This is a genomic window from Arthrobacter glycogeni (assembly GCF_054510815.1).
Window position 1 is genome coordinate 110,082 of the sequence record NZ_JBTNDV010000011.1, and the last position, 25,886, is coordinate 135,967.

At 60.1% G+C, this 25,886-nt stretch carries 25 protein-coding genes and 1 pseudogene; 8 read left to right on the forward strand and 18 right to left on the reverse strand.

Going from position 1 to position 25,886, the window contains the following annotated elements; translation table 11 throughout:
* Positions 1 to 466 precede the first annotated feature (466 nt).
* Complete coding sequence (locus ACX80G_RS12780) at positions 467 to 1,021, forward strand: M23 family metallopeptidase (protein ID WP_459308022.1); 555 nt, start codon at positions 467 to 469, stop codon at positions 1,019 to 1,021.
* Between the two features lie 20 nt (positions 1,022 to 1,041).
* Here ACX80G_RS12780 and ACX80G_RS12785 read toward each other — a convergent pair whose 3' ends face one another.
* Entirely contained in the window at positions 1,042 to 2,232 is a 1,191-nt protein-coding gene (locus ACX80G_RS12785) for an acyl-CoA dehydrogenase family protein (RefSeq protein ID WP_459308023.1), read from the reverse strand.
* A 649-nt stretch (positions 2,233 to 2,881) separates the two neighbouring features.
* Here ACX80G_RS12785 and ACX80G_RS12790 point away from each other — a divergent pair.
* The gene (locus ACX80G_RS12790; RefSeq protein WP_459308024.1) at positions 2,882 to 3,172 is read left to right on the forward strand and encodes a DUF4192 family protein; all 291 of its coding nucleotides are present in this window, start codon (positions 2,882 to 2,884) and stop codon (positions 3,170 to 3,172) included.
* Between the two features lie 457 nt (positions 3,173 to 3,629).
* Here ACX80G_RS12790 and ACX80G_RS12795 read toward each other — a convergent pair whose 3' ends face one another.
* From ACX80G_RS12795 to ACX80G_RS12830, 8 genes are read right to left on the reverse strand one after another with little or no spacing between them, the layout of a single operon-like run.
* A complete protein-coding gene (locus ACX80G_RS12795) occupies positions 3,630 to 4,628 on the reverse strand; it encodes a sugar phosphate isomerase/epimerase family protein (RefSeq protein ID WP_459308025.1) in 999 nt (332 codons plus the stop codon).
* Between the two features lie 44 nt (positions 4,629 to 4,672).
* A complete protein-coding gene (locus ACX80G_RS12800; protein ID WP_459308026.1) occupies positions 4,673 to 4,978 on the reverse strand; it encodes a putative quinol monooxygenase in 306 nt (101 codons plus the stop codon).
* On the reverse strand, positions 4,968 to 6,140 hold the full coding sequence (locus ACX80G_RS12805) for a levoglucosan dehydrogenase (protein ID WP_459308027.1): 1,173 nt from the start codon (positions 6,138 to 6,140) through the stop codon (positions 4,968 to 4,970). The genes ACX80G_RS12800 and ACX80G_RS12805 overlap by 11 nt, the downstream gene beginning before the upstream one ends.
* A gap of 41 nt (positions 6,141 to 6,181) precedes the next feature.
* Positions 6,182 to 7,006, reverse strand: coding sequence for a sugar phosphate isomerase/epimerase family protein (locus ACX80G_RS12810; protein WP_459308028.1), 825 nt, complete (start codon positions 7,004 to 7,006; stop codon positions 6,182 to 6,184).
* Positions 7,007 to 7,016: 10 nt separating this feature from the next.
* On the reverse strand, positions 7,017 to 8,147 hold the full coding sequence (locus tag ACX80G_RS12815; protein WP_459308029.1) for a Gfo/Idh/MocA family protein: 1,131 nt from the start codon (positions 8,145 to 8,147) through the stop codon (positions 7,017 to 7,019).
* 5 nt (positions 8,148 to 8,152) lie between these two features.
* Complete coding sequence (locus ACX80G_RS12820) at positions 8,153 to 9,088, reverse strand: ABC transporter permease (RefSeq protein ID WP_459308030.1); 936 nt, start codon at positions 9,086 to 9,088, stop codon at positions 8,153 to 8,155.
* A gap of 42 nt (positions 9,089 to 9,130) precedes the next feature.
* Entirely contained in the window at positions 9,131 to 10,636 is a 1,506-nt protein-coding gene (locus ACX80G_RS12825) for a sugar ABC transporter ATP-binding protein (RefSeq protein WP_459308031.1), read from the reverse strand.
* A 59-nt stretch (positions 10,637 to 10,695) separates the two neighbouring features.
* On the reverse strand, positions 10,696 to 11,853 hold the full coding sequence (locus ACX80G_RS12830) for a substrate-binding domain-containing protein (RefSeq protein WP_459308032.1): 1,158 nt from the start codon (positions 11,851 to 11,853) through the stop codon (positions 10,696 to 10,698).
* Between the two features lie 185 nt (positions 11,854 to 12,038).
* Here ACX80G_RS12830 and ACX80G_RS12835 point away from each other — a divergent pair, with 185 nt between their 5' ends.
* Positions 12,039 to 13,331, forward strand: coding sequence for an ROK family protein (locus tag ACX80G_RS12835; RefSeq protein WP_459308033.1), 1,293 nt, complete (start codon positions 12,039 to 12,041; stop codon positions 13,329 to 13,331).
* Positions 13,332 to 13,740: 409 nt separating this feature from the next.
* Here the strand turns inward: ACX80G_RS12835 and ACX80G_RS12840 are convergent, their stop codons facing one another.
* Both ACX80G_RS12840 and ACX80G_RS12845 read right to left on the reverse strand, forming a co-directional pair.
* Entirely contained in the window at positions 13,741 to 14,394 is a 654-nt protein-coding gene (locus ACX80G_RS12840) for a transposase (RefSeq protein WP_459308034.1), read from the reverse strand.
* Positions 14,387 to 14,812 carry an IS110 family transposase gene (locus tag ACX80G_RS12845; RefSeq protein ID WP_459308035.1) on the reverse strand — a complete coding sequence of 142 codons (426 nt, stop codon included), beginning with the start codon at positions 14,810 to 14,812 and terminating at the stop codon, positions 14,387 to 14,389. The genes ACX80G_RS12840 and ACX80G_RS12845 overlap by 8 nt, the downstream gene beginning before the upstream one ends.
* 473 nt (positions 14,813 to 15,285) lie before the next feature.
* On the opposite strand from ACX80G_RS12845, the pseudogene ACX80G_RS12850 reads away from it, so the two are divergent.
* Positions 15,286 to 15,802, forward strand: a pseudogene (locus tag ACX80G_RS12850) (ISL3 family transposase); the annotation flags it as partial.
* Here ACX80G_RS12850 and ACX80G_RS12855 read toward each other — a convergent pair.
* Positions 15,789 to 16,145, reverse strand: a complete 357-nt coding sequence (locus ACX80G_RS12855) for a site-specific integrase (RefSeq protein ID WP_459308036.1) — start codon at positions 16,143 to 16,145, stop codon at positions 15,789 to 15,791. The pseudogene ACX80G_RS12850 and the gene ACX80G_RS12855 sit on opposite strands and share 14 nt — an antisense overlap.
* A gap of 277 nt (positions 16,146 to 16,422) precedes the next feature.
* Between ACX80G_RS12855 and ACX80G_RS12860 the strand changes: the two genes are divergently transcribed.
* Positions 16,423 to 17,274: a phosphatidylinositol-specific phospholipase C/glycerophosphodiester phosphodiesterase family protein gene (locus ACX80G_RS12860; protein ID WP_459308037.1), complete on the forward strand. Its 852-nt coding sequence runs from the start codon at positions 16,423 to 16,425 to the stop codon at positions 17,272 to 17,274.
* A 220-nt stretch (positions 17,275 to 17,494) separates the two neighbouring features.
* Positions 17,495 to 18,274, forward strand: coding sequence for an alpha/beta fold hydrolase (locus ACX80G_RS12865; protein WP_459308038.1), 780 nt, complete (start codon positions 17,495 to 17,497; stop codon positions 18,272 to 18,274).
* Positions 18,275 to 18,503: 229 nt separating this feature from the next.
* Here ACX80G_RS12865 and ACX80G_RS12870 read toward each other — a convergent pair whose 3' ends face one another.
* The 3 genes from ACX80G_RS12870 to ACX80G_RS12880 are packed head-to-tail and all read right to left on the reverse strand — an operon-like array spanning position 18,504 to position 19,491.
* Positions 18,504 to 18,863: a transposase gene (locus ACX80G_RS12870; RefSeq protein WP_459308051.1), complete on the reverse strand. Its 360-nt coding sequence runs from the start codon at positions 18,861 to 18,863 to the stop codon at positions 18,504 to 18,506.
* Positions 18,808 to 18,954 carry a hypothetical protein gene (locus ACX80G_RS12875; RefSeq protein ID WP_459308039.1) on the reverse strand — a complete coding sequence of 49 codons (147 nt, stop codon included), beginning with the start codon at positions 18,952 to 18,954 and terminating at the stop codon, positions 18,808 to 18,810. Before ACX80G_RS12875 ends, ACX80G_RS12870 begins: the two co-directional genes overlap by 56 nt.
* 27 nt (positions 18,955 to 18,981) lie before the next feature.
* Complete coding sequence (locus ACX80G_RS12880; RefSeq protein WP_459308040.1) at positions 18,982 to 19,491, reverse strand: TlpA family protein disulfide reductase; 510 nt, start codon at positions 19,489 to 19,491, stop codon at positions 18,982 to 18,984.
* A gap of 261 nt (positions 19,492 to 19,752) precedes the next feature.
* Between ACX80G_RS12880 and ACX80G_RS12885 the strand changes: the two genes are divergently transcribed.
* Positions 19,753 to 22,530 (forward strand): heavy metal translocating P-type ATPase, encoded by a 2,778-nt coding sequence (locus ACX80G_RS12885; protein ID WP_459308041.1) that lies wholly within the window; start codon positions 19,753 to 19,755, stop codon positions 22,528 to 22,530.
* 228 nt (positions 22,531 to 22,758) lie between these two features.
* Positions 22,759 to 23,385: a cation efflux transmembrane domain-containing protein gene (locus ACX80G_RS12890; RefSeq protein ID WP_459308042.1), complete on the forward strand. Its 627-nt coding sequence runs from the start codon at positions 22,759 to 22,761 to the stop codon at positions 23,383 to 23,385.
* 149 nt (positions 23,386 to 23,534) lie between these two features.
* Here the strand turns inward: ACX80G_RS12890 and ACX80G_RS12895 are convergent, their stop codons facing one another.
* From ACX80G_RS12895 to ACX80G_RS12905, 3 genes are all read right to left on the reverse strand, one after another.
* Entirely contained in the window at positions 23,535 to 24,359 is an 825-nt protein-coding gene (locus ACX80G_RS12895; RefSeq protein WP_459308043.1) for a sulfite exporter TauE/SafE family protein, read from the reverse strand.
* A 171-nt stretch (positions 24,360 to 24,530) separates the two neighbouring features.
* The gene (locus tag ACX80G_RS12900; protein ID WP_459308044.1) at positions 24,531 to 25,328 is read right to left on the reverse strand and encodes a DUF4396 domain-containing protein; all 798 of its coding nucleotides are present in this window, start codon (positions 25,326 to 25,328) and stop codon (positions 24,531 to 24,533) included.
* 401 nt (positions 25,329 to 25,729) lie between these two features.
* Positions 25,730 to 25,879 carry a DUF4396 domain-containing protein gene (locus ACX80G_RS12905; RefSeq protein WP_459308052.1) on the reverse strand — a complete coding sequence of 50 codons (150 nt, stop codon included), beginning with the start codon at positions 25,877 to 25,879 and terminating at the stop codon, positions 25,730 to 25,732.
* Between the last annotated feature and the right edge of the window lie 7 nt (positions 25,880 to 25,886).

Below are 25,886 nucleotides of genomic sequence, written 5' to 3' on the forward strand. Positions count from 1 at the left end.
TTGGCCTTCGCCCATGGAGTCCATCACCGGAAGATTTTCCGGACCGTTGGAGCCATGCCCTTTGCGACCCGCAGGGCCGCAAAGGGAAAAGATACGCGTAGTCAGTCACGACGAGCTGCCACTCTCCGAAGATCTTGCGGAAGGCGCGCGGCATCGCAGCAAACTGCTGTATCGAGTGTACTACAGGGCGCTCGTCAGCCGGGACCGGAGGCATAACTGCACTTATCCACATAGCAGCCCCACACCCCCAATGCAGGGCCGGCCGGCGAACACTTGAACCATGTCGAAGAGCAGCATTCGAAACCGAGTCCGGCGCGGGGGCAAAATCGGGGGCAGGGGCCCCGACCCAGGCAAGGGTTCCACCCTGGTCAGAAGCACCGACTGGAATCAGGGATCCGGCCAGGTCACGAGCCCAGGCCAAATTCATGGTTCAGTTCGGAGCAGGGCCGCCGCTCTCGTGGTGCTCGTGGCTAGCGCCTTGCTGGTGCTGGCCACCGGGTCCGCTGGTGCCGGTGCGGTTCGCACGGGCCCGGGCATCACGGCCGAGCCAACGTGGACCTGGCCGCTCTCCCCCACACCGAGGGTGCTGAGACCCTTTGAACCACCGGCCCAGCGGTGGCTGGCAGGCCATCGAGGCGTCGATCTCCCAGCCACCGGGACCGTCGACATCCGCAGCCCTGCGCCGGGTCGGGTGGTCTTCACTGGGTGGGTGGTGGACCGGCCGGTGGTCACCGTGGACCACGGCGGCGGGCTACTGAGCAGTTTCGAGCCAGTAGTTGCCCGCCTGCAGCGCGGGGAGGTGGTTCACAAGGGCCAAACGGTCGGCGCCCTTGCGTCTGAGCTGCGAGGCCCCGAACCGGACGCCGCCGATCTGCGCACCTCAGGTCCGGAAGCCGCCGGGACGCACTGCCCGACGACCTGCCTGCACTGGGGGGTCCGACGGGGTGGCGTTTACGTGAATCCGCTCGACTTTGTCGTTGACCGCCGCCCGTCGGTGCTTCTCCCCCTGCACGGCCCGTGAGTCAAACGATACGCATGGGCTTAGACGAATGCGGCGATACCCGTGATGGCTCGTCCTGTCACCAGGGTGTTGATCTCGTGGGTGCCCTCATAGGAGTACACGGCCTCCGCGTCGGAGAAGATCTTGGCCATTTCGTAGTCAGTGACAATTCCGTTTCCGCCGAGCAGGCTGCGGCCCATGGCAACTGTCTTGCGCATTCGTGCCGTGGTGAAGGCCTTAGCCATGGCCGACTGCTCGTCCTTAGCAAGCCCATCGTCTTCCAGCTGCGCCAGACGGACCATCATGCCCATTGAGCTAACAGTATTACCCAGCATCTCGACGAGTTGCTGCTGGACGAGCTGGAAGGAGGCGAGCGGGCGCCCAAACTGGTACCGCTCCACTGTGTAGCGACGCGCCACATCGAATGCTGCGAGCTGCTGACCTACCGCCTGCCAGCCGACCGAGAGCCTGGTAACCTTCAGCACTTTGTTGGTGTTCTTGAAGCTGTTGGCCCCTTTAAGGTGGAAGTCGTCGTGGACCACTACGTTGTCGAGGGTGATATCGGCGTTCTCGACGGTGCGCAGCGCAATCTTGTTTTCGATCTTGGTGGCGTGGTAACCCTTGAGACCGGTGTCCACCATGAAGCCTTTGACCTGGTTGTCCTCGAGATCACGGGCGTAGATGACGACCCAGTCCGAGAAGGTGGCGTTTCCGATCCATCGTTTGGCTCCATTGATGATCCAGCTATCGCCGTCGCGGCGGGCCGTGGTGCGGGTGCCGCCGGCCACGTCGGATCCGCCGAGAGGCTCGGTTAGTCCGAACGCGCCGATCTTTTTCATCGAGTAGATGTCTGGGAGCCAGGCTTCCTGCTGCTCCTGCGAGGCAAGTTCTTCGATCGACCCGGTAAACAGACCATCATGGACCCCAATAAATGTTGCGATTGAGGTATCGGCGCGGGTGAACTCGGCGTGCATCAGACCGGCGAACAGATTGGAGAAGCCCTGACGGCGGACCGGGCTCATTATATCCAGTTCGGCAAGCTTGGGGATGAGGTCTTTGGGGAACGTTGAGGCGTTCCACCAACCCGTGGCATGAGGCTTGACTTCGGCTTTCAGGAACTGGCGAATCTCTTCGAGCCGGTCTCGTTCCTTCTGGCTGAGTAGTGCTTCGTAGGAGTAGAAGTCGCCGTCAGCGTACGGGAGGTTGTTTACATCGATGACCGGCTTGCTCATGCGGGTGTCCTTTACGTAGTCCAGCGGTTCTTGGGACTATGTTACCCATGAGTAACTTCGTTGCCAATGACCGACGCGGGATCAGGCGAAACAACGAAGTCCCCGGAACGCATTGTTCCGGGGACTTCGCAGAGGTAGGGCTGATGGGGCTTGAATCCAGGACAAACGGATTAGCAATCCCTGTCTTTTGTCAGTTTCCGGTGGATTCCACCACCCCATAAATCCCCAGTAATAACGCCCCTTGAGTGATTCCGACTGATCATCGCCTTTCGACCCGGCTCGTTGTTTCCGGTGGGTAAGCGGTGGGCTGAACGCCACCTGTGTGCGACCGAACCGCAGGAACAAGGCGAGCCTTTAGAAGCGCCGTGGTGGTGTCACCGAACAAGGTAGCTTCTTGACAGAACAAATGGACTATCGGCGTCATGCCGTGCCACCGAAACATACCCATAAATGACCAGAAGCATCTTCGCTGTTTGTCATTCTGATCCCCATCATCGCTGGGCGGGTCCTCCGCGCAACCAGGAGCGAGGCGCGGGATTGGGTCAAGTTGCACTCCGGCCCCTCGTACCCGGCGGTAATTCCTCTATCAGAACGACGCACAATCTGACAGACACGCCCGGTGCCGGCCAGTCGCTGAAGGAGAAGGAACATGGAACCGCTAACCATAAAAACCTCCGCCGACGTCCTCAGTTTCATTGGCCACACCCTGGGGTTTTGGCCCCAGGAAGGCCTGGTCTGCATCACCCTCGCCGACAACCACGTAGAGCCAATTCTCCGCGTCGAGCTGCCGAAGCCCAACACCGAAATCAGCTACGCAAAGATGGTGGCCAGCTACCTCGGCCACGACACCAGCGCTGAAGGTGTGCTCTTCGCCGTCTACACCTCAGAGCCCATGAACGGCCACCAGAAGCCGCAAGTGGCAACTATTGCGGCGCGATGAGCTAGCACTGCGCGAAGTCCGCGGCGACCGCATAAAGACCTCGAATATCCAGCACGCCCCGAAACATGCCGCCCGGGGTCCTTCAACGGGTCGCCCAGGATGGCGTCTAAGCCCCCGCAGAAACTCCTTCGCGAGAACGATCGAGTATTCTTCAGTACGCCACGGACCAAGCGTCACTTCGCTACCTGACCTAACCGATCTCCTCATCCGATCTCCGTGGGGGTTATTGAAGGGGGTCGGTTGACCACGGCGGTTTGCCACAGGGGAACCTGCGTCTCGGAACCCTTCGGTTACAAGACACATGGTCGAGACATTCCCGCTTCGCCGCCGCCTTGCTCCGCACGCTGTCTTGCAACCATGTACCCTAACCGGGTTCCACTTGTGATGATGCGGACCCCAGCTGTAAAACACTTTTCGCGGGGGACGAGCGGTATAAGAAAGCGAACTGGATATGTACCTACTGGGTGAAGGCGGCGTCGAATGATGTGTCCGACGGGGCGAAGTCGAACTGCTTGAGAAAGGCCAGCGCTTCGGGTGCTCCCTGCAGGCGGTCCATTCCGGCGTCCTCCCATTCAACGGAGATCGGGCCGTCATAGCCGATCGCGGTGAGTGCGCGGAAGCTGTCTTCCCAGGGCACGTCGCCCCGGCCGGTGGAGACGAAGTCCCAGCCGCGGCGGGGATCGCCCCAGGGCAGGTGCGAGGACAGGATGCCGTTGCGGCCGCCGCCCATGCGCATCTTGGTGTCCTTGCAGTCGACGTGGTAGATCCGGTCCGCGAAGTCGGAGATGAACGCCACCGGGTCGATCTGCTGCCACATGAAGTGGCTGGGGTCCCAGTTCAAACCGAAGGCCGGCCGGTGCCCGATGGCCTCGAGCGCCCGCTGGGTCGACCAGTAGTCATAGGCGATTTCCGAGGGGTGTACTTCGTGGGCGAACCTGACCCCGCACTCGTCGAACACGTCGAGGATGGGATTCCAGCGGTCCGCGAAGTCCTGGTATCCGGCATCAATTCTGCCCGCAGGGACGGGCGGGAACATGGCGACATACTGCCAGATCGAAGACCCGGTGAAGCCGACCACCGTCTTCACGCCCAGCTTCTGGGCGAGACGGGCGGTGAGTTTCATTTCCTCCGCAGCCCGTCCACGGACCCCCTCGGGGTCGCCATCGCCCCACACCCGGGGGCCCACGATCGCCTCGTGCCGGAAGTCGATGGGGTCATCGCACACCGCCTGGCCCGTGAGATGGTTCGAGATGGCCCATACCTTCAGGTTGTTGCGCTCCAGGATGTCGAGGCGATCCTGGATATAGGCGTCGTCGTCCCACCGCCACGCATCGAGGTGATCGCCGGACACCGCGATCTCGAGGCCGTCGTAGCCCCACCGCCCGGCAAGCTCGGCAACCCTCTCGAACGGGAGGTCGGCCCACTGGCCGGTGAACAGGGTGAAGTTGCGGGTCATGGTTCTCCTTGGAATCAATCGGCTCAATCCGAATTTGGTGCCCATCAGGTGACTTTTTGCAGCCGACTCACTTGGAAGGGAACTTTCAGGAGGTTGCTGACATCGATCAAAAATTGGCGGACGTGGTCAGTGCCGTCGTGCGCAACAAGGCTGTCTGCACTTTCCCAAACCTCATACAGAACGAAACGGGAAGGATTCTCGACATCCGTGTGTACCGAGTAGGTGATGCAGCCCTCGTCCCGGCGACTGATCACAGCGAGCTCTGATAACAGGCGGCCAAGAGTGGCTGCTTGCTCCGGGCGGGCTTCGAATACCGGGACGAGGACTACGTGATTAATGTCAGCTTTCAACGCGTGGCACTTTTACCCATGTGTCGGACTGGGCCGACTCGATAATTGCGTCATCGATGAGAGCTACCTGGTAGCCGTCCGCAAAGTTCGGGCTGACTGACCCACCGTTGGCGATAGCGCTGAAGAAGTCGAAGGCTTCAATAATCTTAGTCTCGCCGTAGCCGATGCCCAGAGCGGGAATGGGCCACAGACTGTCGCCGTAGGGATGCGCTGGCCCTGTGTAGACGGTCCTGAATCCCTTGCGGTCGGCTGGATCATTGGCAAAGCAGACCTGAAGTTCGTCTCGGCGCTCGTAGTTGAACACGATGCTGCCCTCGGTACCGTGAATTTCGAAGGTCAGGAAGTTGTTGCGGCCGTGCGCGTTTCGAGTTGCTTCGATGGATCCTACGGCGCCATTGTCGAACCGAACCAGTGTCATGAACTCATCGTCCACATCCACGGCTCCCTTGGGCCCTTCGGATTCACGGGCCTTACCCAGTGAATCCGCACCGCCGCTCTGCAGCGGCCGCTCGGAAATGAAGGTGGACATAAGCGCGTTCACGGAGGAAACCTCGCCCACGAGGTAGCGGGCCATGTCGATGACGTGCGTTCCAATGTCACCCAGTGCACCGGAACCTGCAATAGATTTCTGGAACCGCCAGGACAGGGGCGACGACGGATCCGCGCTCCAATCTTGCAGGTAGGTGCCGCGAAAGTTCGTAATCCGACCGATCGCTCCCTCGTCGATGTATTTCTTGGCCAAGACAACGGCGGGAGTTCGGCGATAGTTGAACGCAACCATGTGCACCAGTTCCGTGTCTTTCACGGCGTCGTACATTGCCTTGGACTCTTCCCCAGTACGCGCCAGAGGCTTCTCGCAGATGATGTGTTTGCCAGCCTGTGCCGCTGCGATGGCGATCTCTGCATGAAGATGATTGGGCGTCGCGATATCTACCACGTCGATTTCGGGATCATCGATGATGCTTCGCCAGTCCGAGGTGGACTTCTCGAACCCGAAACGGCGCGATGCCTCATCGGCGAGCTCGGGGGTTGCCTCGGCGATCGTCTTTCGGACAGGCTGTGCCGGTGCCGGCCAGAAAAACATCGGCATTGCTGCATAGGCGAGCGAGTGAGCCTTGCCCATGAAACCGCCCCCAATAAGTCCTACGTTCAAATCACGCATGATGTCTCTTCCTTATGTCTGTAGCAGTTGGCAGAAAACTATTAGGAGTTTTCCAGGAGTTGGTCGAGGTACTTTTTGCTAATTTCCGCGGCAACTTTCGGGTCGCCGTCGTAGGAGTCGAGCTCCACCATCAGCCAGCTGTCATACCCGGATTCGCGGATTGCCTGGATGATATCGGGGAAGTCGAGGTCTCCCTCGCCCAGCGGCAGGAACTGGAACGGGTTCTGACGAAAGTCCTTGAGATGGACGTGGCGGACACGGTCGGGGTACCGGCGAATCAGTGCTGCTGGATCCCCGCCGCCGGCAGCTAGGTGCGCGGTATCCGGGCAGAAACCGATACCGGTGTTGACCATGAGCCGTTCCAGCTCATCGGGGCTTTCAACGATCGTTGATAGGTGTGGGTGGTAGGTGGCGGAAAGCCCGTATCCTGCTGCGATGTCGGTGACTCGGTCCAGCGCTTCGCCCAGCCGGAGGTAGTCCTCATCGGTAGTGCCAGCAGCTTTCCTGGCGCCTCCGCCCACCACCAGGCGCTCCGCGCCGAAGGTTGCAGCGAGTTCGGACGCGCGGTGGATGCGGTGAAGCTCATCGGGAAGAACGTCCGCGTAAATAAAGTTCGCACCACTGTAAACGCTTACGAGTTCAAGGTTCGCTTCTGCAAGTGCGTTGAGCAGCACCTGTGGTTGATCCGCGTAGTCCACTAGGTTGCCATCAAACATCTCGGTGCCCGCGTATCCGGCTGAAGAGATGTCGCGGATGGCGTTCTCCATCGACCCGTTGGTTCGGTAGAAGAGATCTTTGATGCTGGTGACACCTACTGGATGGCCTACAACGCCACCCCAGGTTTGCGAGTGATATCCAAGTTTCATGACAGGCCTTTCAGGATATTGATAGGTAACTGTGGGCTGTGACTGGCAGCGGGATGTCGGTCCAGGAGCGTGATGCGGCAGAGGTGATGACGGCTTCGGTAAGTTGCGCTGAACGTAGCCCGTCGGCGAACGAGGGAAGTCCTTCCGGTCGTTCACCGCGCACGGCTGCGTGCATGTCTCCGACGAATGCGTTGAAGCAGTCTTGGTAGCCCTGCGGGTGACCTGCGGGCAGGAACGCGTAATCAGCTGAAACGGACGCCCCGAGACTGTCATTGCCCGCGGGCAGGATCTGCGTGGACCGGCTCCCCCCAATCCAAAGGTTTCCCGGGTTTTCCTGATCAAAGCTGTAGGACGCTTTGGTGCCGTCGAAGGAAAACCACAGACGGTTCTTCCGTCCTGGCGATACCTGACTGATGACCAGCGAGCCCGATGCTCCCTGGTCGGTTTCGAACAAGATGTTTGCGCCGTCTTCAGTCGAAACGGTTTTCATTTCCCCTTCCGTTACACGACGGGGAAATGCATTTGACATCGTTGCTATCAATCGCACAATCCGGTGACCGGTGACAAACTCCATTAGGTCGCACCAGTGGACGCCAATATCACCAAACGCCCGAGACCCTCCGCCCAGCTCCGGATTGACCCTCCAATTGGTTGCGTCGTCCGCACTCAGCCAGTCTTGGAGGTAGGAACCATGCAGAAGCCACAAGTTGCCGCCCTCACCGGAGAGGATCCGCGCCCGCGCTTCCCGAATTGCAGGATAGAAACGGTAGATGAAAGGGACAGCTGTGATCGTGCCCCCGGCGTCGGCTGCTGCGTTGAGAGTTTGCGCATCGGCAACGGTTGTGGCCAAGGGCTTCTCGCATACCACCGCCTTGCCTGCTTTGATCGCTTTGAGCGCGAGTTCGGCGTGCGTGTTGTTAGGGCTACAGATGTGGACGACGTCGACGTCGTCAGATCCAATGAGAGCATCTGCGGTGGGTACTGCGCTTTCGGCGCCTATCCGGCGGGCGAAAGCATCACCGCTGGCTTGGGAACTGCCAGCCACACGGGTCACCGTGCCACCGACGGTTCTGATTGCCTGCGCGTGGACTCCGCTCATGAATCCGGTGCCGATAATGCCTGCTCGAAGTTGGGGATTCATCGCCGTTACTTCTTCCGTGCAAGGGCGACGGCCAGGATGATGATAGCGCCACGGACTACTTGCTGCTGGCTGCTCTCAAGGCCCGCGAGGATAAGCCCGTTGTTGATCAGGCCGATGAGCAGGGCTCCAACCAAGGTGCCAACGACTCGTCCGTGTCCACCGAAAAGGCTGGTTCCGCCAAGGATGACCGCAGCGATAGCCGAAAGCTCGTCGCCTTCACCCCATTGGAACCGTCCTGATTGCAGGCGTCCGGCATACAACATGCCCGCGACGCCAGCGGCAGCACCCGAGATCAGCAGTACCTGAAACTTGATCTTCTTGGTGTTGATGCCGGTAAACTCCGCCGCCGTGCGATTTCCCCCGGTGGCTACGACCTGGCGGCCGAACTTCGTGCGGGACATGACAATTGCGCCGATAATGACGAACGCCAGACTCCAAAACAGCAGCCCTGGTATCGGTCCGAGGTTTCCGGACCCGAAGAGCATGTTAAAAGTCTCGTTGAGGATGGGTTGCGGAGCGGAGGCCGTGATCCATTGTGCAACGCCTGCAGCGATGCCAAGCATGCCGAGGGTCACCAGAAAGGATGGGATGCTCAGGAGACTAACCAGTGCTCCATTGATCGCACCTACAGCCAAACCAACTCCCAAACCAGCCGCGATGCCCGGTAAAAGACCCCACTGCGAGATGGCCATGGCCGAACATACGCTCGATAGGCCTGCTACTGAACCCACACTGAGGTCAATTTCCGCACACGCAATGACATAGGTCATACCGACCGCGATGACGGTGATGGTCGCAGTCTGCCTGAAAATATTCAGGAGGTTGTTGCTGCTGAGAAACCCCTGATCGCCTAAGAGAACCGCGAAGAGGATGAAGACCACGACGAATCCGATGTAAATGACGTACCGTCGCCAGTCGAGCCCTTTGAGGCGTTGGCTCATCTCGGATGTAGGTGGATTTGATGTTGATGTTACATTCATGGCTCAGACCCCTTGGACTGCAAGTTGAAGGTATTCCTCGTCTGGGATCTCGGCCCGGTCGAGTTCGGCCGAAATGGATCCGGCTTTAAGAATGAGGATGCGGTCACTGACCGCGAGGAGCTCGGGATACTCGGAAGAAATCACGATGACCGCTTTTCCTTCGCTAGCAATCGCCCTGATCATTGCGAGGATTTCGCTTTTGGTGCCGATGTCGACGCCGGCGGTCGGCTCATCGAGGATGAGGATGTCTGGTTCGGTGCCAAGCCACTTAGCCAGGACGACTTTCTGCTGGTTGCCGCCAGACAAAAGCCTGACTGGTTTGTCCGGGTGGGAAGTCTTGACGGCGAACCGCGCAAGCAGTGAGGAGGACAGTGTCTTTCCCGCCGCTTGACTAAGGAAGGGGCCCTTCTTGAGGTGGTCGAGAAGGGGTAGCAGAAGATTTTCGCGCACTGAATGATCGAGGACGAGTCCCTGTTCCCGTCGGTCCTCAGGGATGAGGGCGATTCCTGCCCTCATGGCGTCGCGGGGATTGCTGATGTTCGTTTTTCTGCCCCGGATGCTGATGGTTCCGCCGCTCGCGCGGTCGACGCCGAAGAGGACCCGGGTCAGTTCAGTGCGCCCGCTACCCATCAGGCCAGCAAGGCCAACGATTTCACCGGCACGGACGGAAAAGGTCACATCACGCACCCGGTCACCGGCGGTGAGCCCTTCAACCTCAATCACAGGTGCCCCCTCACCGGTTGTAGCGTTTCGTGCCTGGTAGGCAAGCTGCCCTTCGATTTTCTTACCGACGATGCCCTCCACAATTTCTTCTGGAGTTACCTCAGTGAGCGCCTTGGTGAACAGCCACTGCCCGTCGCGGAGTACGGTGATGCGGTCCGCTATCCGGTACACCTCGTCCATCCGGTGTGAGATATAAATGATGGAAATCCCACGCTTTTTGAGCCGGTCGACCAGGTCGAAAAGCGCCTCTGCTTCGTGACGGGCAAGGCTGGCGGTCGGTTCATCCATAATCAGCACGGTCGCGTCCTGTGCCAGTGCCTTGGCGATTTCCGTCAGCTGCCAATACGCGGTGCCAAGGTCCGCGATGGTCGCCCTCGGATCAACCGCAACCTCCATGTCCTCGAAAATTTTCGCCGCTCTGCGTACCGACTCGCCGTCATCAATCAAGCCTCTATTCATCGGCTCGACACCGAGGAAAATGTTTTGTGCGACGGTCAACGCCGGGACGAGGCTGAACTCTTGGAAAACCATCCCGATCCCTGCCGCCTTCGCGTCATGGATGGAGTTCAAGTCAGCCTTTTTGCCCGAAATCTCCACTTCCCCGGAATCCAGTTGGTACACGCCCTGCAGAATTTTCATCAGGGTGGATTTGCCAGCCCCGTTACCGCCGGCAAGGGCGTGCACTTCACCGGCAACGACATCGAAGTCAACATCCTGCAAGACACGTACGCCACTGAAGCTTTTCGAGATGGAGCGCATTTGGACTGCTTTGACCTTTTCGGCCATGGCCTTACCTTTCAATGGCCGGAGGACCAGCAGCGCTGGTCCTCCGGAGTCGGTTAGTCCTAGTCCTTGAAGGAGTCCCGTAAGTCCTGCGGCGCTTCCTCTTGATAGACCTGCTCCCACGCTTCAAGTACATTGTCGTGATCCACGGGAAGCGAACTGAGCGCAACATAGGGTGGTGTTTCGCGGCCAAGCAACGCCATGGCAGCAAGACGAGCCTCCGTCACACCCTGGTCAAACGGGACCTGGGCCCCGAGCCCGATCACGAGCTCATCCTTTGCTAGTGCGATGGCGACGTTTTTACCAAGATCCTCTGTCGCGATCTTCAGATCAGTGCGACCTGCAGCGCGTGCAGCTGCCATGACACCCTCGGCGGGGACATCCCACACAGCCCAAATACCGCCAAGGGTCGGATACTGGGTGATCATCGCGTTGGCTGCGCCCTGTGCGTCCCCAGCGAAGTCCGGACCAGCGATACCCTGTTCCTGGACGATCTCAATATCGGGGTATTCACTGGTGATGGTTTCCTTAAATCCGTCATACCTCTGCTGGGTCACGAAGAATTCCGCTTCGTGGTAGATCAGGCCAATCTGTCCCTGGCCGCCGAGCTCGCGAGCCATCAAATGTGCCGAAGCAACCCCATTGCCGTAGTTATCTGCGGAAACCACGGATGCGTAGTCCTCGCCGGCCGTCAGACCTTGGGGAACATTGTCCATGAACACCAACTTGATCCCAGCATCGGCAGCCCGCTTGTAGGCGCTGGAGGTAGCAACGGGGTCGGTTGGAATCGAAATGATGACATCCGGGTCCTGAACCATCACCGTCTCCAAGTCGGAGACCTGCTTGTCTGGCTTGAAGTTGGCGTCAGTGACAGCGGTGACTTCAATCCCTAGGCGTTCAAACTCGCTTCGAAGACCATCGATTTGTGCCGTTGCCCAGTCATTGCCACCGTAGTGCATGACAATTGCTGCTTTGGCACCGAGGGCGTTGACCGCTGCTACGTCTTCCTCAGTCAATTCAATCTCACTGGCGGGTGTCGCTTCCTCACCGTTGGGGCCCTCACTGAGGACGGTGTCCGAAATCTTTGCCAGCGCGGCATTCGCCTTTTCGCTCACCCCTGCATCTTCGGTGGATGTTGAGGTGCTCGTGGTACTGCAACCAGTGGCAGCAAGCGCGACTGCTGCCGCCACTGCCGCGAAGCGATAGGTGAGTTTCATCATTGATCTCCCGGGAGGTGATGCCATTCGCTCGATGGAACGGCAGAGGCTGTGGGCGTCACTGGACGCTTTTATTCATGCTGAGCCCCGACAATGGTGGGGCACATCACAAACTTATGCATGTATCGTGCAGAAGTCAACACATTCTGTACTAAATTAGGATTAATCTGGGAAAAAGGAGTGAAGCAATGGAAGCACTAGACGAGGTGGGGCGCACCTTCGAGCATCTTGGGGGGCTCCTTTCTCTTCTGCAGGGGGTGCGTTCAGGCCGGGCATCCACCCGTCCCGAGTTGGTCGAGTACAGCGGTTTAGGCCGAAACGTCGTTACGCAACGGGTCGCCACTCTTCAACAATCCGGACTACTTCGCGAAGGAAATTTGGCGCGTTCTAGCGGCGGCCGGGCTCCCCGGCGCATAACTTTCTGCGCCGAAGCCGGCATGATTTTGGCCGCAGAGCTCGGTGCGACGAGCGTTGCAGTTGCGGTGTCAGACCTTGCCGGAAATCTCTCGGACGTACATGTAGAAGACGCCGACATTACTGATGGACCCGAGATCGCTCTTAGCCGTGTGCACCAGCTTTTCACCGAAATACTCAGTACACGAGAAGGTGATGCCCCGGTATGGGGCGTCGGTATCGGATTACCAGGGCCAGTCGAGTTCGCGACAGGCCAGCCGGTCGTGCCTCCCATCATGCCCGGCTGGAACGGTTTCGACGTGAGAGCGTACTTCTCGTCAAAATTCGACGCCCCGGTATGGGTCGACAACGATGTGAACCTCATCGCACTGGGCGAATTACGCGGCGGCCTGGCCCAAAATGACCTGGATTTCATCTGCCTTAAGATTGGATCCGGAATCGGGGCCGGACTGGTTTCCCAAGGCCGCCTCCACCGCGGAGCCCAGGGCAGTGCAGGCGACATTGGGCATATCGTAATTTCAGATTCCAGCACAGTGGTCTGCCGCTGCGGAAAAAGAGGATGCCTCGAAGCACTTGCAGGAGGCACAGCTATAGGAAGGCGCGGTGAACAAGTCGCCAGGGCAGGTCACAGCGCGATACTGGCTACAAAACTCGCCTCCGCCGGGTCTGTGAGTGCCGAGGACGTCGCTGACGCGGCCAGCCGCGGTGACGCTTTAGCACGAGATCTACTACAGGAATCTGCAAGGATGGTCGGTGAGGCGATATCCAACCTAGTAAACCTGTTCAATCCATCTTTGGTTCTGCTCGGTGGAGGCGTAATCGGCGCTGGTGATCTTTACCTCTCACAAATACGGACGACAATTCTTGAGCGTTCCCTCCCCTTGGCAACCCGTTCACTCCGGATCCTCCCATCCATGAACTCCGACCGCGCGGGCCTCCGAGGCGCTGCCTTCATGGTCTTGGACCAACTCTTTTCGCCGACTCTCTTTCAATCCTGGTTCCCCTATGGAAAACCTGCTGGGTATCCGGGTCTCACTGAACGACGTACACGTGGGAAGGTTGCATAACTGCCCTTAGCATTCTGTGAAGAGGTCGATACGCGGCCAAAAGAACCTGACGGTCACCGAAGTGATGAAAATGGCGAAATTGATTACTTGGGATTCGAGTTCGTCGGGAGTTTCAAGGCTGGTCCGAACACGAACCACGGCTGAAATCTTCCCAGTGACACGATCAACCAGATGGCGCACGGGGACACCTTTTTTTCACCGACGAAAATCAGCACCTTGAACCAATGAACCGTCCCACCAGTGGACCCATTCGAAGGCGATTTGCTGCACGTCGGTTTCCGGAATGAACCGTCCCGGGAATCATGCCGCCTGTCTGTTGGCGGCTGTGTCGGGTGACGGGCCGGTTTGTAGATTGTTCTTGAATAGCCCCATCACCGTTTCGGCGGCGGCATTGAAGCTCCTATAGTTGTCAACTCCTGTTTTCGCCGGTTGTCGGGTTCGGTTTGATGAGGTGGTAGACCTCGCGGATGACGTAGCGCTTGAGGCAGCGGATGATGTCGCGTCTACTCCGGCCCTCTGCGGTCCGGCGGGCGACATAGGCGATGGTCCGTTCGTGGAATCTCATTCTGACGATGACCGTTCGATAGATTGCGGCGTTGAGCTGGCGATGCCCGCCGTGGTTGATGCGATGCTTTCCGCTGGTCATCCCTGAACCCGTGGGGACGGGGGCAATTCCGGCGAGTTTAGCGAAGGCGGCTTCGGAGCGGATCCGTTCAGGGTTGTCTCCGGCGACGATGAGAATCTCGGCAGCGGTGTCGACTCCGATCCCGAATTGCTCGAGGAGCTGCGGCGCAGTGCGACGTACGAGGGCGTCGATCAGGCCCTCGAGTTCTTTGGCTTCGGCGTCGAGGGCGAGCCAGCGTCGCGCCAGGGTGCGGACCAAGTGGCGCAGCGCGTCGTCGGGAGTGTTCAGGTTCCGCGGCCGTGACCCTGCGAGGTGCCGGGCGAGCCTGGGAGGTGAGATTTTGTTCGTCTCGCGGCGCAGCTCGTCCGAGCCGTGGACCAGCATCGCTTTGATCATGATTATTGTTGAGGAACGGTTGACGACCGCGGAATCATGCACGACTTTCAGCTGTCGGATCATCTCGACGGCGCCGTCTGCGGTCTTCGGGATTGCGGTCGCGAATCCTGCAAGCACGCTCGTGGCGGCGTTTTTTCGCATCAAGGGTGTCGGACTTGCCATTCGCGCGCCGCAGCCGCCGGTCAAGGCGGCCGGCTTCGACGACCTTGATGTCGTGTCGGCGCAGGAACCAGGTCAGCGTGGCTCCGTAGGAGCCGGTGCCCTCGATCCCGAACGCGAGGATCCGGCCGAACTCTTCCGCCCAAGCCAGTAGCTGCCAGAACCCGCCGGTGTCGGTCGGGATCGTCAGCGTCGCGAGGATGCCACCGATCGTGTCCACCACGGCGGCTACGTGGATGTGTTTGTGCGTGTCGACGCCGACCACAATGTGGCCCGATCGCGTCGAGGTGAGATCCGTCATCGTGTCCTGTCCTTCTGCCCGTTGGCGTGGAATCACGCTGTCGCCAGCGGGTGGACAGGACTGTCACGGGGACGCTCGCAAAGTCTGCTCCAGGCTCCTATCAGGTCACATCCGACAGGCGACAGCCCTTACTGCAAGACCAGTCGGACGGTCGACAGATCAACGCAAAGGCACCTATCGGGCCGATCGTAAGCAAGAGTCAGACCGCGCCGGCCGGGTTACCGGATCAGTCTCGACCCGACAGAAACAAACTGACAGTCATACGCGTCACCCACGCTGCCGATCGAGGGCTGCAGGCCCTCCAGGGCCAGGGTGTCGGTGTAACGGATAGAGGTGGATTGGCTTCCCGCGTCGCTGTTAAGAGGCTCTTCGCAATGGAGGGTGTAGTCGGGGTTGGCGCGTCGGTCCCGTGATTGGGGTCGGGATCTCCCGATGATGGAAGTTCTCACACAACCCATCTGGAAGACCCCGACGTGCTTAACGCTACCTTTGTTCGCCCTGACCTGACAACGTTTTGCCGCCTTAACGAGCTTGGTTTGGAAGCCGTTGGCCAGCGGTTGGAGCCCGGTCGGGCGGTGGCCGCGTGCCGGGCGGTCGCGCCCGATGACTGGTGCCGACGCTGCGGATGCCAGGGCGTACCTCGGGACACGGTGATCCGCCGACTCGCGCACGAGCCGTTGGGGTGGCGACCGACGACGTTGCTGATCCGGATCCGGCGGTACCGGTGGACCAGGTGCGGGCATGCGTGGCGCCAAGACACGACGAAGGCCGCCCAGCCGAGAGCGAAGCTTTCCCGCCGGGGCCTGCGCTGGGCATTGGAAGGCATCGTCTGTCAGCACCTCAGCATCTCAGCATCTCACCGTCGCCCGGGTCGCTGAAGGCCTCGGCGTGTCCTGGAACACCGCGAACGACGCTGTCCTGGCCGAGGGAAGACGGGTCCTCATTGACGTCCCGAACCGGTTCACGGCGGTGAAGGTCATCGGCGTCGATGGCTATTGGTGCTCTTACGGTGGTCCTGGATGGTCAGGCCCTGTCCCGGCATATAGACGATGGTTCCGTTGACGGTGACTGTCGGCCGCTCTGCCTTCAGATCGATGTCCTGCCAGCGGATGGCTAGAGCCTCGCCGATGCGGGCACCGGTGGCCAGCATGATGTCGACGACGTCGAGCATGTCGACGGTGGGGTAGCGGCCTGCCTGCGTCTTGTTTGCCTCCCATTGTCGAAGGCCGGCACGGAGCGCGTCGACCTCGGGTAGTCTGAGCGCCCGGACTTCCTTGTGGTTCGTCGGGATAGTGGCGACGTCGCGGAGTGGATTACCGTCCAGGCCCAGCATGCCTGACAGGACGGTTCTGCAAAGTTTCGCCGTGGCGTTGCCGTGCTAGGCATCAGCGGTATCCGACCCAGCATACGAAACTCGGAACCGCCGAAGACTGCCAACGAGTTCAGGCGATTCACGCCTGGTTGCGTCGTCCGGGCTGATGAATTACCCGATGCTCGCCTGACCTGGCGTCGTGCGATGTTCACCTGTGCGCCAGCGTGTGTCAGCCTAATGCTCACCTGAACGTCCTAGCGTCAGAGGGCCAGCATCCCCCTTATGAAAGTTGAGGACCATGTCCTTGCCCCGTCCGTTCGTTCTGCTCTTCGTCTGCTCGTCCCTTGCCATCTCTACAGCCATTCCGGCGAACGCAGCCCAGACAGCAGAGGAAGTATCACTCGGCTCACCACGCGAGGCGGCGCATGCGCATAACGACTACGAGCACGACCGTCCGCTGTTCGATGCACTTCAGCACGGTTTCACCAGTGTCGAAGCTGATGTCTGGCTCGTTGACGGCGAGCTCCTCGTGGCTCATGACCGCGAAGATGTCACTGCTGGAGTGACACTCGAAAGCCTCTACCTTGACCCGCTCGATGAACTGGTCGACGGGAAAGCTGGCAGCGTCTACCCGGGATGGGACGGCGAGTTCCAGTTGCTGGTCGACATCAAAGGTGATGCCGAGCAAACCTACGCGGCCCTTGAGTCCGAGCTCGACAAGCACCGCTCCATGCTCACCCGCTTCAACAACGGAAAAGTGAAACAGGGCGCGGTGAGCGTCGTCGTGAGCGGCAACCGTCCCCTAGCAACGATGGCGGCAGACCAGCAACGCGCGAGCTTCTACGACGGACGCGCAACCGACCTGATTTCCGCGTTGCCCGCGAACCTTATGCCCCTGATCAGCAACAACTGGAACCAACTTTTCCTCTGGCAGGGCGTAGGCGAAATGCCGGCCGCTGAACGCGAAAAACTCCGGACCTACGTCGCTACTGCCCACGAACGGGACGCACGCGTCCGGTTCTGGGCAACACCGGACCTCCCCGGAGCGGCACGTGAAGCCGTTTGGACAGAACTGGCGGATGCTGGTGTCGACCACATCAACACCGACGACCTCCCCGCCCTCGAACGGTTCCTCGCAGCACGTGACTGACCCAAGAATCCCCGGTAGCCCGAAGACAGCCGGGCCACCGGTCGGAAACCCGCCGACCACCAATGCAGGAAATCCATTGGCCAATGGAACCGGCAACCACCCAGCGACCCAAGGGACACACTGTCATGCCCGAAGACAACCTGCACCAGACCAACAGCGGCCCACTCAGAATTCTCTGCCGATCAGACGGGCGATGAAGAATCCGGGTTAGAGTGAAACAATGCTGCACTCAACCCGGCAAGGCTCCGGTAAGCCACTCCTCCTGATCCACGGGCTCGGTTCCAGTATTGGCAACTGGAACCCGATAATCCCGGCGCTGGCCGCTGAACGCGATGTCATCGCCGTCGACCTCCCCGGTTGCGGCGAATCAGAGCCGTTGACCGGCGAAACCACCATTGCCACGCTGACCGACGCCGTCGAAGCCTTTATCCGCGACGCGGAACTGGGCGACCTTGATCTGGTAGGCAGCTCCATGGGCGCCCGGATGGTGATGGAAATGGCACGTCGAGGGCACGCTGGCACGACTGTCGCACTGGACCCCGGTGGATTTTGGAATGACCGCCAGGCAGCCATCTTTGGTGCAAGCATCAAGGCATCCGTAGCACTGGTGCGCCGCATCCAACCGGCACTGCCCTTCCTCACAGGCAATCCCGCGGGCCGCACTGCCCTGTTGGCGCAGTTCTCCGCCCGTCCCTGGAAGCTGCCACAAGATCTGGTCCTGCACGAGCTTCGCGGTTTCAAAACATCGACCAGTCTCGACCCGGCCCTCAACGCGCTGATTCACGGACCCCGTCAGGAAGGCGCGCCTGCTGGTTCGCTCAAGGGCAAAATGGTTATTGGATGGGGGCGGAAGGACAAGGTCACCGTTCCCAGTCAGGCGGCGCGGGCCACCGAGCTGTTCCCGGATGCAACGCTCCACTGGTTTGAAAACTGCGGTCACTTCCCGCACTGGGACCAACCAACGGAAGCGGTGCGCCTGATCCTCGATAGCACCGGCTGAGCGCCGGGGCGGAGCCATTTACGGCTGAGTTGGCTTCAGAAAGGTGGACCCGGCTTCACTTGGACCGCCGCCGCTAGAAGGCTGCTGAACAACGAGGTAATCGGGAGATCGGAACGCCATCAATGGCCGTCTAGCGGCGTGTTCTGGTCAGCGTTTTGGGTGCGACAGCGGGGTCGCTCCGCCCGGTTGCGTTCATTCTGCCTCGAATTTGGGCTGTCATCGAGTGGTTTTATGGATGAACCGGGTTGGAGCGGTGGATTGGCCCAGCGCTCCATGTTCCCTGCTTCGCGGTCAGTCCGAGGGCCAGCATTCGTCGCAGGCTTAGTCCCGCGATCCGTCGCTGTAGCCGTGAGTTGTTCCGGCTGATGCCCCGGTGCCGAACGCGTCGGTTGCCGCGGGTGAGCCAGGCGATGGACCGCTCGACCATGGGCCGGTGAGTGGGATAGTCCTCTTGGAAGGTTGGCTCCGTGGAGTGTTGACGGTGTTCGCGCAGTAGCGCGTCGTGTTCGCGCAGAGGGCTGTGAAGTCCCGATTCAGCAGATCCCGGCGCGGCGGCCGTCCTTGCCGTGGACCGTGGTATGGGTCTCAGAACCCCTGATCAGACCGTTCATGCCCTCCTCGCGCATCAGCCGGTCGACGGTGTGTTTGGAGGCTTCCAGAAGCCGGTTCGGCGCAGCCATTGCGTGTCCCGGAGGGGGATGGTCAGGTTACGGCTCGCCGGACGCGGCTTCTATGAGCGCTTTGAGGGTGCTTTTTTCCGCTATGCCGAGTATCCGCGCGGAGATACGCCCCTGTTTATCCAATACCAGAGTGGTTGGCACCGCTTGTGGGGGGACTTGTGCGCTCAGCCCCAACAAGATGCTTCCGTCGGTATCGAGCATGCTCGGATAGGAGATGCCGAAGTTTCGTTCGAACGAGGTCGCTGTGGGTGCTTCATCTCGAATATTGACGCCGTAGAACTGCACGCCTCGGCCGGAGAACTCCTGATGGAGCGCTTCTAGGTCCGGCGCTTCCACGCGGCATGGCGCGCAGGCGGCATACCAGAAGTTGAGCACAGTCACTTGGTCCTGAAGGTCGGTGGTGCTGACTGTGCTTCCGTCGAGAAGAGTTCCTTCGAGTGATATTGGGTCTTCGCGGTCTTCGGCGGCGAATTCTGAGACGGAGCCATCCCCTGCAATGTAGTTTTTATTGTCCCCGGCCGACGCCTGCTGTGCCAACGGATCGGCTGCTCCGCATCCAGTGAGGAAGACGACCGACGCGACCGCGATACTGCCCGCGAGGCGGGCGACCCTCTGTGTTGGGCGCGGTACTAGCCGCATCTGGCCAACTCTGGTCGAGGTATCTAGCCCCGCTGTGTTTGGTTGCATGATCGTTCTACCTTTCGTCGCTACATGCGATACTATCTTCCATAGTAGCAAGGGGTTCGATGGTGTTGTGCCGGGGCTCTATGACAGGCAAAGCTAACGGGAGAAGTGTTGATGGATGTAGTCGATGCAGTGGTGATAGCCGGAGGTATTCTGGCAATCGGTTTTCTGGCGTGGTATTTTTTTGCACCGCGCACTGCCGAGGTGGCTCTGGTCCGCGCCGGAAGGCAGGTTGTGGACATTTCAGTGCGCGGCGGATATTCCCCGAATCTGATCCAGGTCACCGCAGGGGTTCCTGTTCAGCTACGGTTTGACCGGCAGGACAACAGCGACTGCACTAGTCGCGTGGTTTTCCCTGATCTGCGCAAGAGCGCTTCCCTGGCGGCTTTCGCTACCACAACAGTTGATCTGATGATTGAGGAGCCGGGTGAGTATCCCTGGGCGTGTGGCATGAACATGCTGCACGGCAGACTCATCGTTGAACCTCCCCCGGCCGATGGCACCTCTACTTCTGGGAAGGCTTCCGGGGACACTGGCGGGTCTGCGGTCAGAACATCGGACAGTGGTAGCAGCGCCAGCAAAGTGGCTAGGGCTGTCGGTGTTGGGCCGACACTTGAGCTTCAAGACCATTACCTGCGTGCCGAGTTCATGCTGCCGGGAGCCCTGCGCAGCCTGCCCATCGACACTGAACGCAGTGAATCCAAACTCCGCTCCCTGACGGGAGTCGGGTCTGCCGTGGTCAACTTCGGCGCCGAACGCGCTGTCCTGACCTATGACGCCGAGCAGGTCGACATTGACACACTCGAGCGTACGGTCGCCGATTTAACCGGCTTCCCCGCACGTCTGCGCCCCGAGCCGGGCTCGGCGTCAACTGAGGATGCAGAGGCCGAGGCTCGTAGAGCTGAGCTGAAAGACCTGCGATGGCGGGTTGGTCTGGGGACGGTGTTGACCCTGCCAGTGTTGTACGCGGTCATGGTCTCCGAATTAGTCGGCGAGCAGTATGTGCCTGGCATCTTGCAGAGCCCGGTGAGCCAGTTGATGCTTGCCCTGCCGGTGATGCTGGTCGTCGGCTGGCCTATCCACCGGATCGGATGGCGGGCATTGGCAAACCGTTCCGCTGAAATGAACAGCCTGATCACCCTGGGAACCACCGCTGCTTTCCTTTACAGCCTGGTTGCCACCTTCGCCCCACAGATCCTCCCGGAAGGCGTCAGAGACGTCTACTACGAAGTGGTGGCTTTCATCATCACGATCATCCTTCTGGGCCGGCTGGTCGAAGCGCGCGCCCGGGCAGGTACCGGAGACGCCATCCGCGCCCTCGTCGCACTGACTCCCGCGACGGCACGCGTCCTGCGGGACGGGCAGGAAGTAGAAACACCGGTTGAGCAGGTACGCGTCGGTGACGACATCCGAGTCCGCCCAGGAGAGAAACTACCTGTCGATGGTGAAATCGTCGACGGTCACTCGACCATCGACGAATCGATGGTCACCGGAGAAAGCATCCCGGTGACCAAAACCACCGGGGATACCGTGATCGGGGCAACCGTCAACACAACCGGCGCGTTCACCATGCGCGCCACCCGGGTCGGATCAGATACCGCCCTGGCGCAGATCATCAAGCTGGTGCAGGAAGCGCAAAGTTCCAAGGCTCCCATTCAACGCCTCGCGGACACCGTGTCGGGTTATTTCGTACCAGCAGTGGTGTTCATCGCGATCACCACGTTCGTCCTGTGGTTCGTCCTCGCCGATTCGCTCCCGCTGGCCGTCGTGGCAGCCGTGAGCGTGCTGATCATCGCTTGCCCCTGCGCGCTGGGCCTAGCCACACCACTGTCGATCATGGTCGCGACCGGCAAAGGCGCAGCCCTAGGCGTGCTGATCAAGACCGCTGCTGCCTTGGAAACAGTCCACAAACTGCACACCGTCGTCCTGGATAAGACGGGCACCCTCACCGAGGGCAAACCCGCCCTCACCAACGTGTTCACAGCTGGCATCAACGAGGCAGAGCTCCTTCGCCTGGCAGGGTCGACCGAAGCGGACAGCGAGCACCCGTTGGCTGCAGCGATCACCGACGGCGCCCGTAACAGCGGTGCGGTACTGATTCCCGCGACCGGATTCGAATCGATCACCGGCAAAGGGATACGTGCCACCGTTGATCACCGGCAGGTCCTCATCGGCAACGCGGTCCTGCTCAATGAGGAGGGGATACCCACCGGCGACCTCCTGGAAGCGGTTGAACAGTTCGCGGGCGAGGGAAAGACACCCATGTTCGTGGCCATTGACGGCCAGCCGGCCGGCGTCATCGCCGTCGCCGACACCCTCAAACCAAGCTCGAAATCGGCGGTCGCTGGCCTACGCAGGCTGGGCCTGGAAGTTGCCATGATCAGCGGTGACCACCAGGCAACAGCCCTCGCCGTCGCCCGACAGGTAGGCATCGACCGGGTACTGGCCGAAGTGTTGCCCGAACACAAGGCTGCCGAAATTCGTAACCTGCAAGACGAAGGCAAACTCGTGGCCATGGTCGGCGATGGCATCAATGACGCCCCCGCCCTCGCCCAAGCCGACGTCGGCATAGCCATCGGAACCGGAACCGACGTCGCCATCGAAGCCGCTGACGTGACCCTCATGTCCGGGGACCTCTCAGGGCTGACAAAAACGATCGCACTCTCCAAAGCCACCCTGCGCAACATCCGCCAAAACCTCGTCCTCGCGTTCGGCTACAACACAGCAGCAATCCCCCTCGCAGCCGGCCTACTCTACCCACTTACCGGCGCGTTGCTCTCACCAATGGTTGCCGGAGCGGCGATGGCACTGTCCAGCATTAGCGTCGTCGTCAACTCGGCCCGACTCAACCGCTTCACACCCCCACCGCCGGTGCCTAACACAGAATCCTAAAAGCAAACAGATCCGCTAAGCGTGAGGTGGCCGGGTGCGACGGTTTGAAGTAGCCCCACTACCTCGGTCTGACAGAGGCAGGACTTCGGTGAAGCGCTCTCTTGTGGAGGGGTAGGGAGAGTATGGCGCTTTACCGATCTAGGTTCGTGGCGGCGATGATGGAGACCAGCGGTTTGGTTTCGGTTTAGGCCGCTCCGTCTTCAATTCCGCCGAGGTGAAGACCGTGTGATGCCCGAACGACGTTCTCGTACTCTTGCTCAGCAGCTCAAGGCTGCTGTTCTCACCGTGGCAGGGCTCAACTTTGCTTACTTCTTCGTCGAGGTCACGGTCGCCCTGTCCGTCGGGTCTGTTTCCTTGTTCGCTGACAGTGTCGACTTCCTTGAAGACACAGCCATCAATGGGTTGATCTTCGTGGCACTGGGGTGGTCGTTGCGGGCGCAAGCTCTGGCAGGGAAGACCATGGCGCTCATCATCCTGCTTCCCGCTCTGGCCGCGGCATGGCAGGCCTTCACGAAGTTCGGCGGCCCCATTCCACCGGATCCGCTGGCACTGATCCTTACTGCTGGCGGGGCAGTAACGGTGAACCTCGTGTGTTCTTTCATCCTGGCCCGGTTCCGACGCCACAGTAGCTCCATGGCCCGGGCGGCGGTCCTGTCCGCCCGGAATGATGTCCTAATTGATGTAGCCATCATCGCCATGGGAATCATCACCGTTTGGAGCAGGTCGGGATGGCCTGACCTCGTTCTTGGGCTTGTCATCATTGTCGTGAATGTCAGCGCCGCGAAAGAAGTCTGGGAAACAGCCCAGGAAGAACACCTCGCAGCCAAAGCTCTCGCCGGTGAAGACATCGACTGACTATGTCAACGCTGTTCAGGACCACTAGGACGGGCTTGACTCAGGGGAATCCTGCGGCTTGTGGTGATCTATCGACCGGATTTGGTTGCCTAGTCGATGGTTATTCCTAACTGTAGTGGAAGCAATTTCTGGGTGGCTATAGGTGGTTGCTAGCCGTGGTTCCAGATTTTGATCGAGGACAGGAGCAGGAGTAGCACGAGTAGTGGAATGAGGACAGTGCTTGGCACGACCCCTAGTAAGAGGCCGCCGATCACGGTCCCGACGATCGATCCAAGTGTCATAGCAATCAGGAAGCGTTTGTTCTGGCCGAGGACAGCAAAGCCTTTATCCTTACTGAAGCGTGCGAACGCGACGAGCATGGTCGGCAGTGACACGGCCAGGGAGAGACTGCCAGCGATCTTGATGTCTGTGCCGTAGAGCAGCACAATCGTGGGGATGAGCAATTCCCCGCCGGCAACACCCATGAGCGCGGCTACGATGCCGATGACGACGCCGGCCAGAATGCCAAGCGCGGTCCGTGGTCCCGCGTGAATCGTCAGGGGGTCCACGGGGGAAAAATGGGTGATGAACAGCAGGACCGCGATCAAGACGAGCAGGACGGCGATCACACGGTAGAGCGTCGTGGACTTCAGCCGGGTGGCCCAGTGCGCTCCAAGCCACGCACCGACCAAGCTGCCGGCGAGGAGGTTCAGGACGATGAACCAGTAGGGCGACAGGTCGTCCAGAGGGACGCCGAGGAGGCGGGCCGGCAGGGCGGTGATGACCACGACGAGGCTCATGGCTTTGTTCATGATGATGGCCTGCAGGGCGGCGAATCCGAAGAGCCCGATGAGGAGAGGTAGCCGGAACTCGGCCCCGCCCAAGCCGATCATGCCGCCCAGGACACCGATGACGGCACCTGCCAAGAACACCGCGGCCACGGCGTGCTGTCTTGCTGGTCTTGGAGATAAGAGTGGCAGACTGAAGCTTCTCATATCTGGAAATTTAGCAGCCAACAGCGGTCTGGGTGAGGTCTGGGCTATTCCTTCGCCGGGAATGAGGCGGGGTAAGACTTTACCTCACGACGGCGTTGACTTAGTAGCTGTCCTGGCAAAGTGCCGTTGCGGCCGGGGACCACAGACGATGCCCCCGGCCGAATGGCTGGACTATCCCGGGAGTTTGCCCGTTGTGGAGTCGACCAGCTCTCCGTCGTGTGATGTCGTGTCGCCGGTGGAGGCGGATGGGCCGATGATGCCCCGTCGAACCAGCCAACGGACGGCCGGGTAGGCAGTGGCGAATCCGAGAATGTTGCCAATTTGCATGAGGAAAATGAAGCTTGCCTCCGTAGGTGCTGGCATGAACATCCCGTAGTGCAGGAAAATCATCCAGCCGCCCATGCCAATATCGAAGGCCAGTACCGTTACGGTCGCCGCCAGCAGAGCAGCAGAGGTCCTTTTGCCGACGGGTGTCCCCTTTTTCGTGACCCTCGATGCAGAGAGTTCAAAAACGAACAGGAGGGCTATGGCGAGCAGCGCAATTACGATAATCAGCACCCACAGGGCTATACCACCAATAGTCAACCCGCTGGCAAGAACCAGAGGAACCCCGATAATGTGCGCCGCGGTCGCGGCCGCCCCACCGGGGCTTCCGGCGACTAGCGCCTTGGACGACAATCCCTGTTCGGGGCCTGTCCCGTTCTTTCGCTGCCATTTGTCGCTTCGTGTTCGACCCCAACGGTGATATGCCCATATGGCAAAGGGCCCGAGGTATAAAGCCGTTATCGGCCACACGGCTTCCATCAGCCGGTGGGGCTGACGGAAGCCTCGACCGTAGACGTCGTAAAGAACGACGGCCGCCGACAATACTCCCAGGGCAATAAAGAACAAAGCGACTGGGGCGAGCCACTCGGGCAGGGCTGGTGGTCCCATGGCTGTCATTTCCAGGGGGATAACGTTGGTCGACATGCGCTTTCCTTTGATAGCTGTCGATTCTGGGCCACAGGCCCAGAATCAATTTCGGGTAGGGCGTTTCTCGTGCGCCACGGGCGATCCCAAGTTGCAAGAAACCCACGCGGGCTGGACAAAGGCTTTTGCCGAGACCGTCAAACGCACGACGCATGACTACTATACAACATAGTAGAGAGCGGATGTCGAACAGAGCATGATTCCTGTGCTCGGAAGATGGCTGACGGGATCCACTTAACGAGCAGAACAGGTCGGCTCTCGCGGTAAACAAGGAGCTTGGCCCGCCCTAACCAAGGGTCAAATCAAGAAGGCGGAAACAATTTCATGAACCGCGCCTTCCTCGCGGATTAGTCGAATCAGTTGGGCGGTTCGATGGAACTGGTGTTTCGGCGGTGCCGCGCTTAGGCGGCGACTTTGACGCGTCGCTGCATGAGTCCTCGGACGACGGGGTAGGCAGTGAGGAAACCGAGGACGAGTCCGATCTGCATGAGGAAGAAGAAGGTGATGTCGGTGGGTGCTGGCATGAAGTTGCCGAAGTGCATTAAAAGCATCCATCCG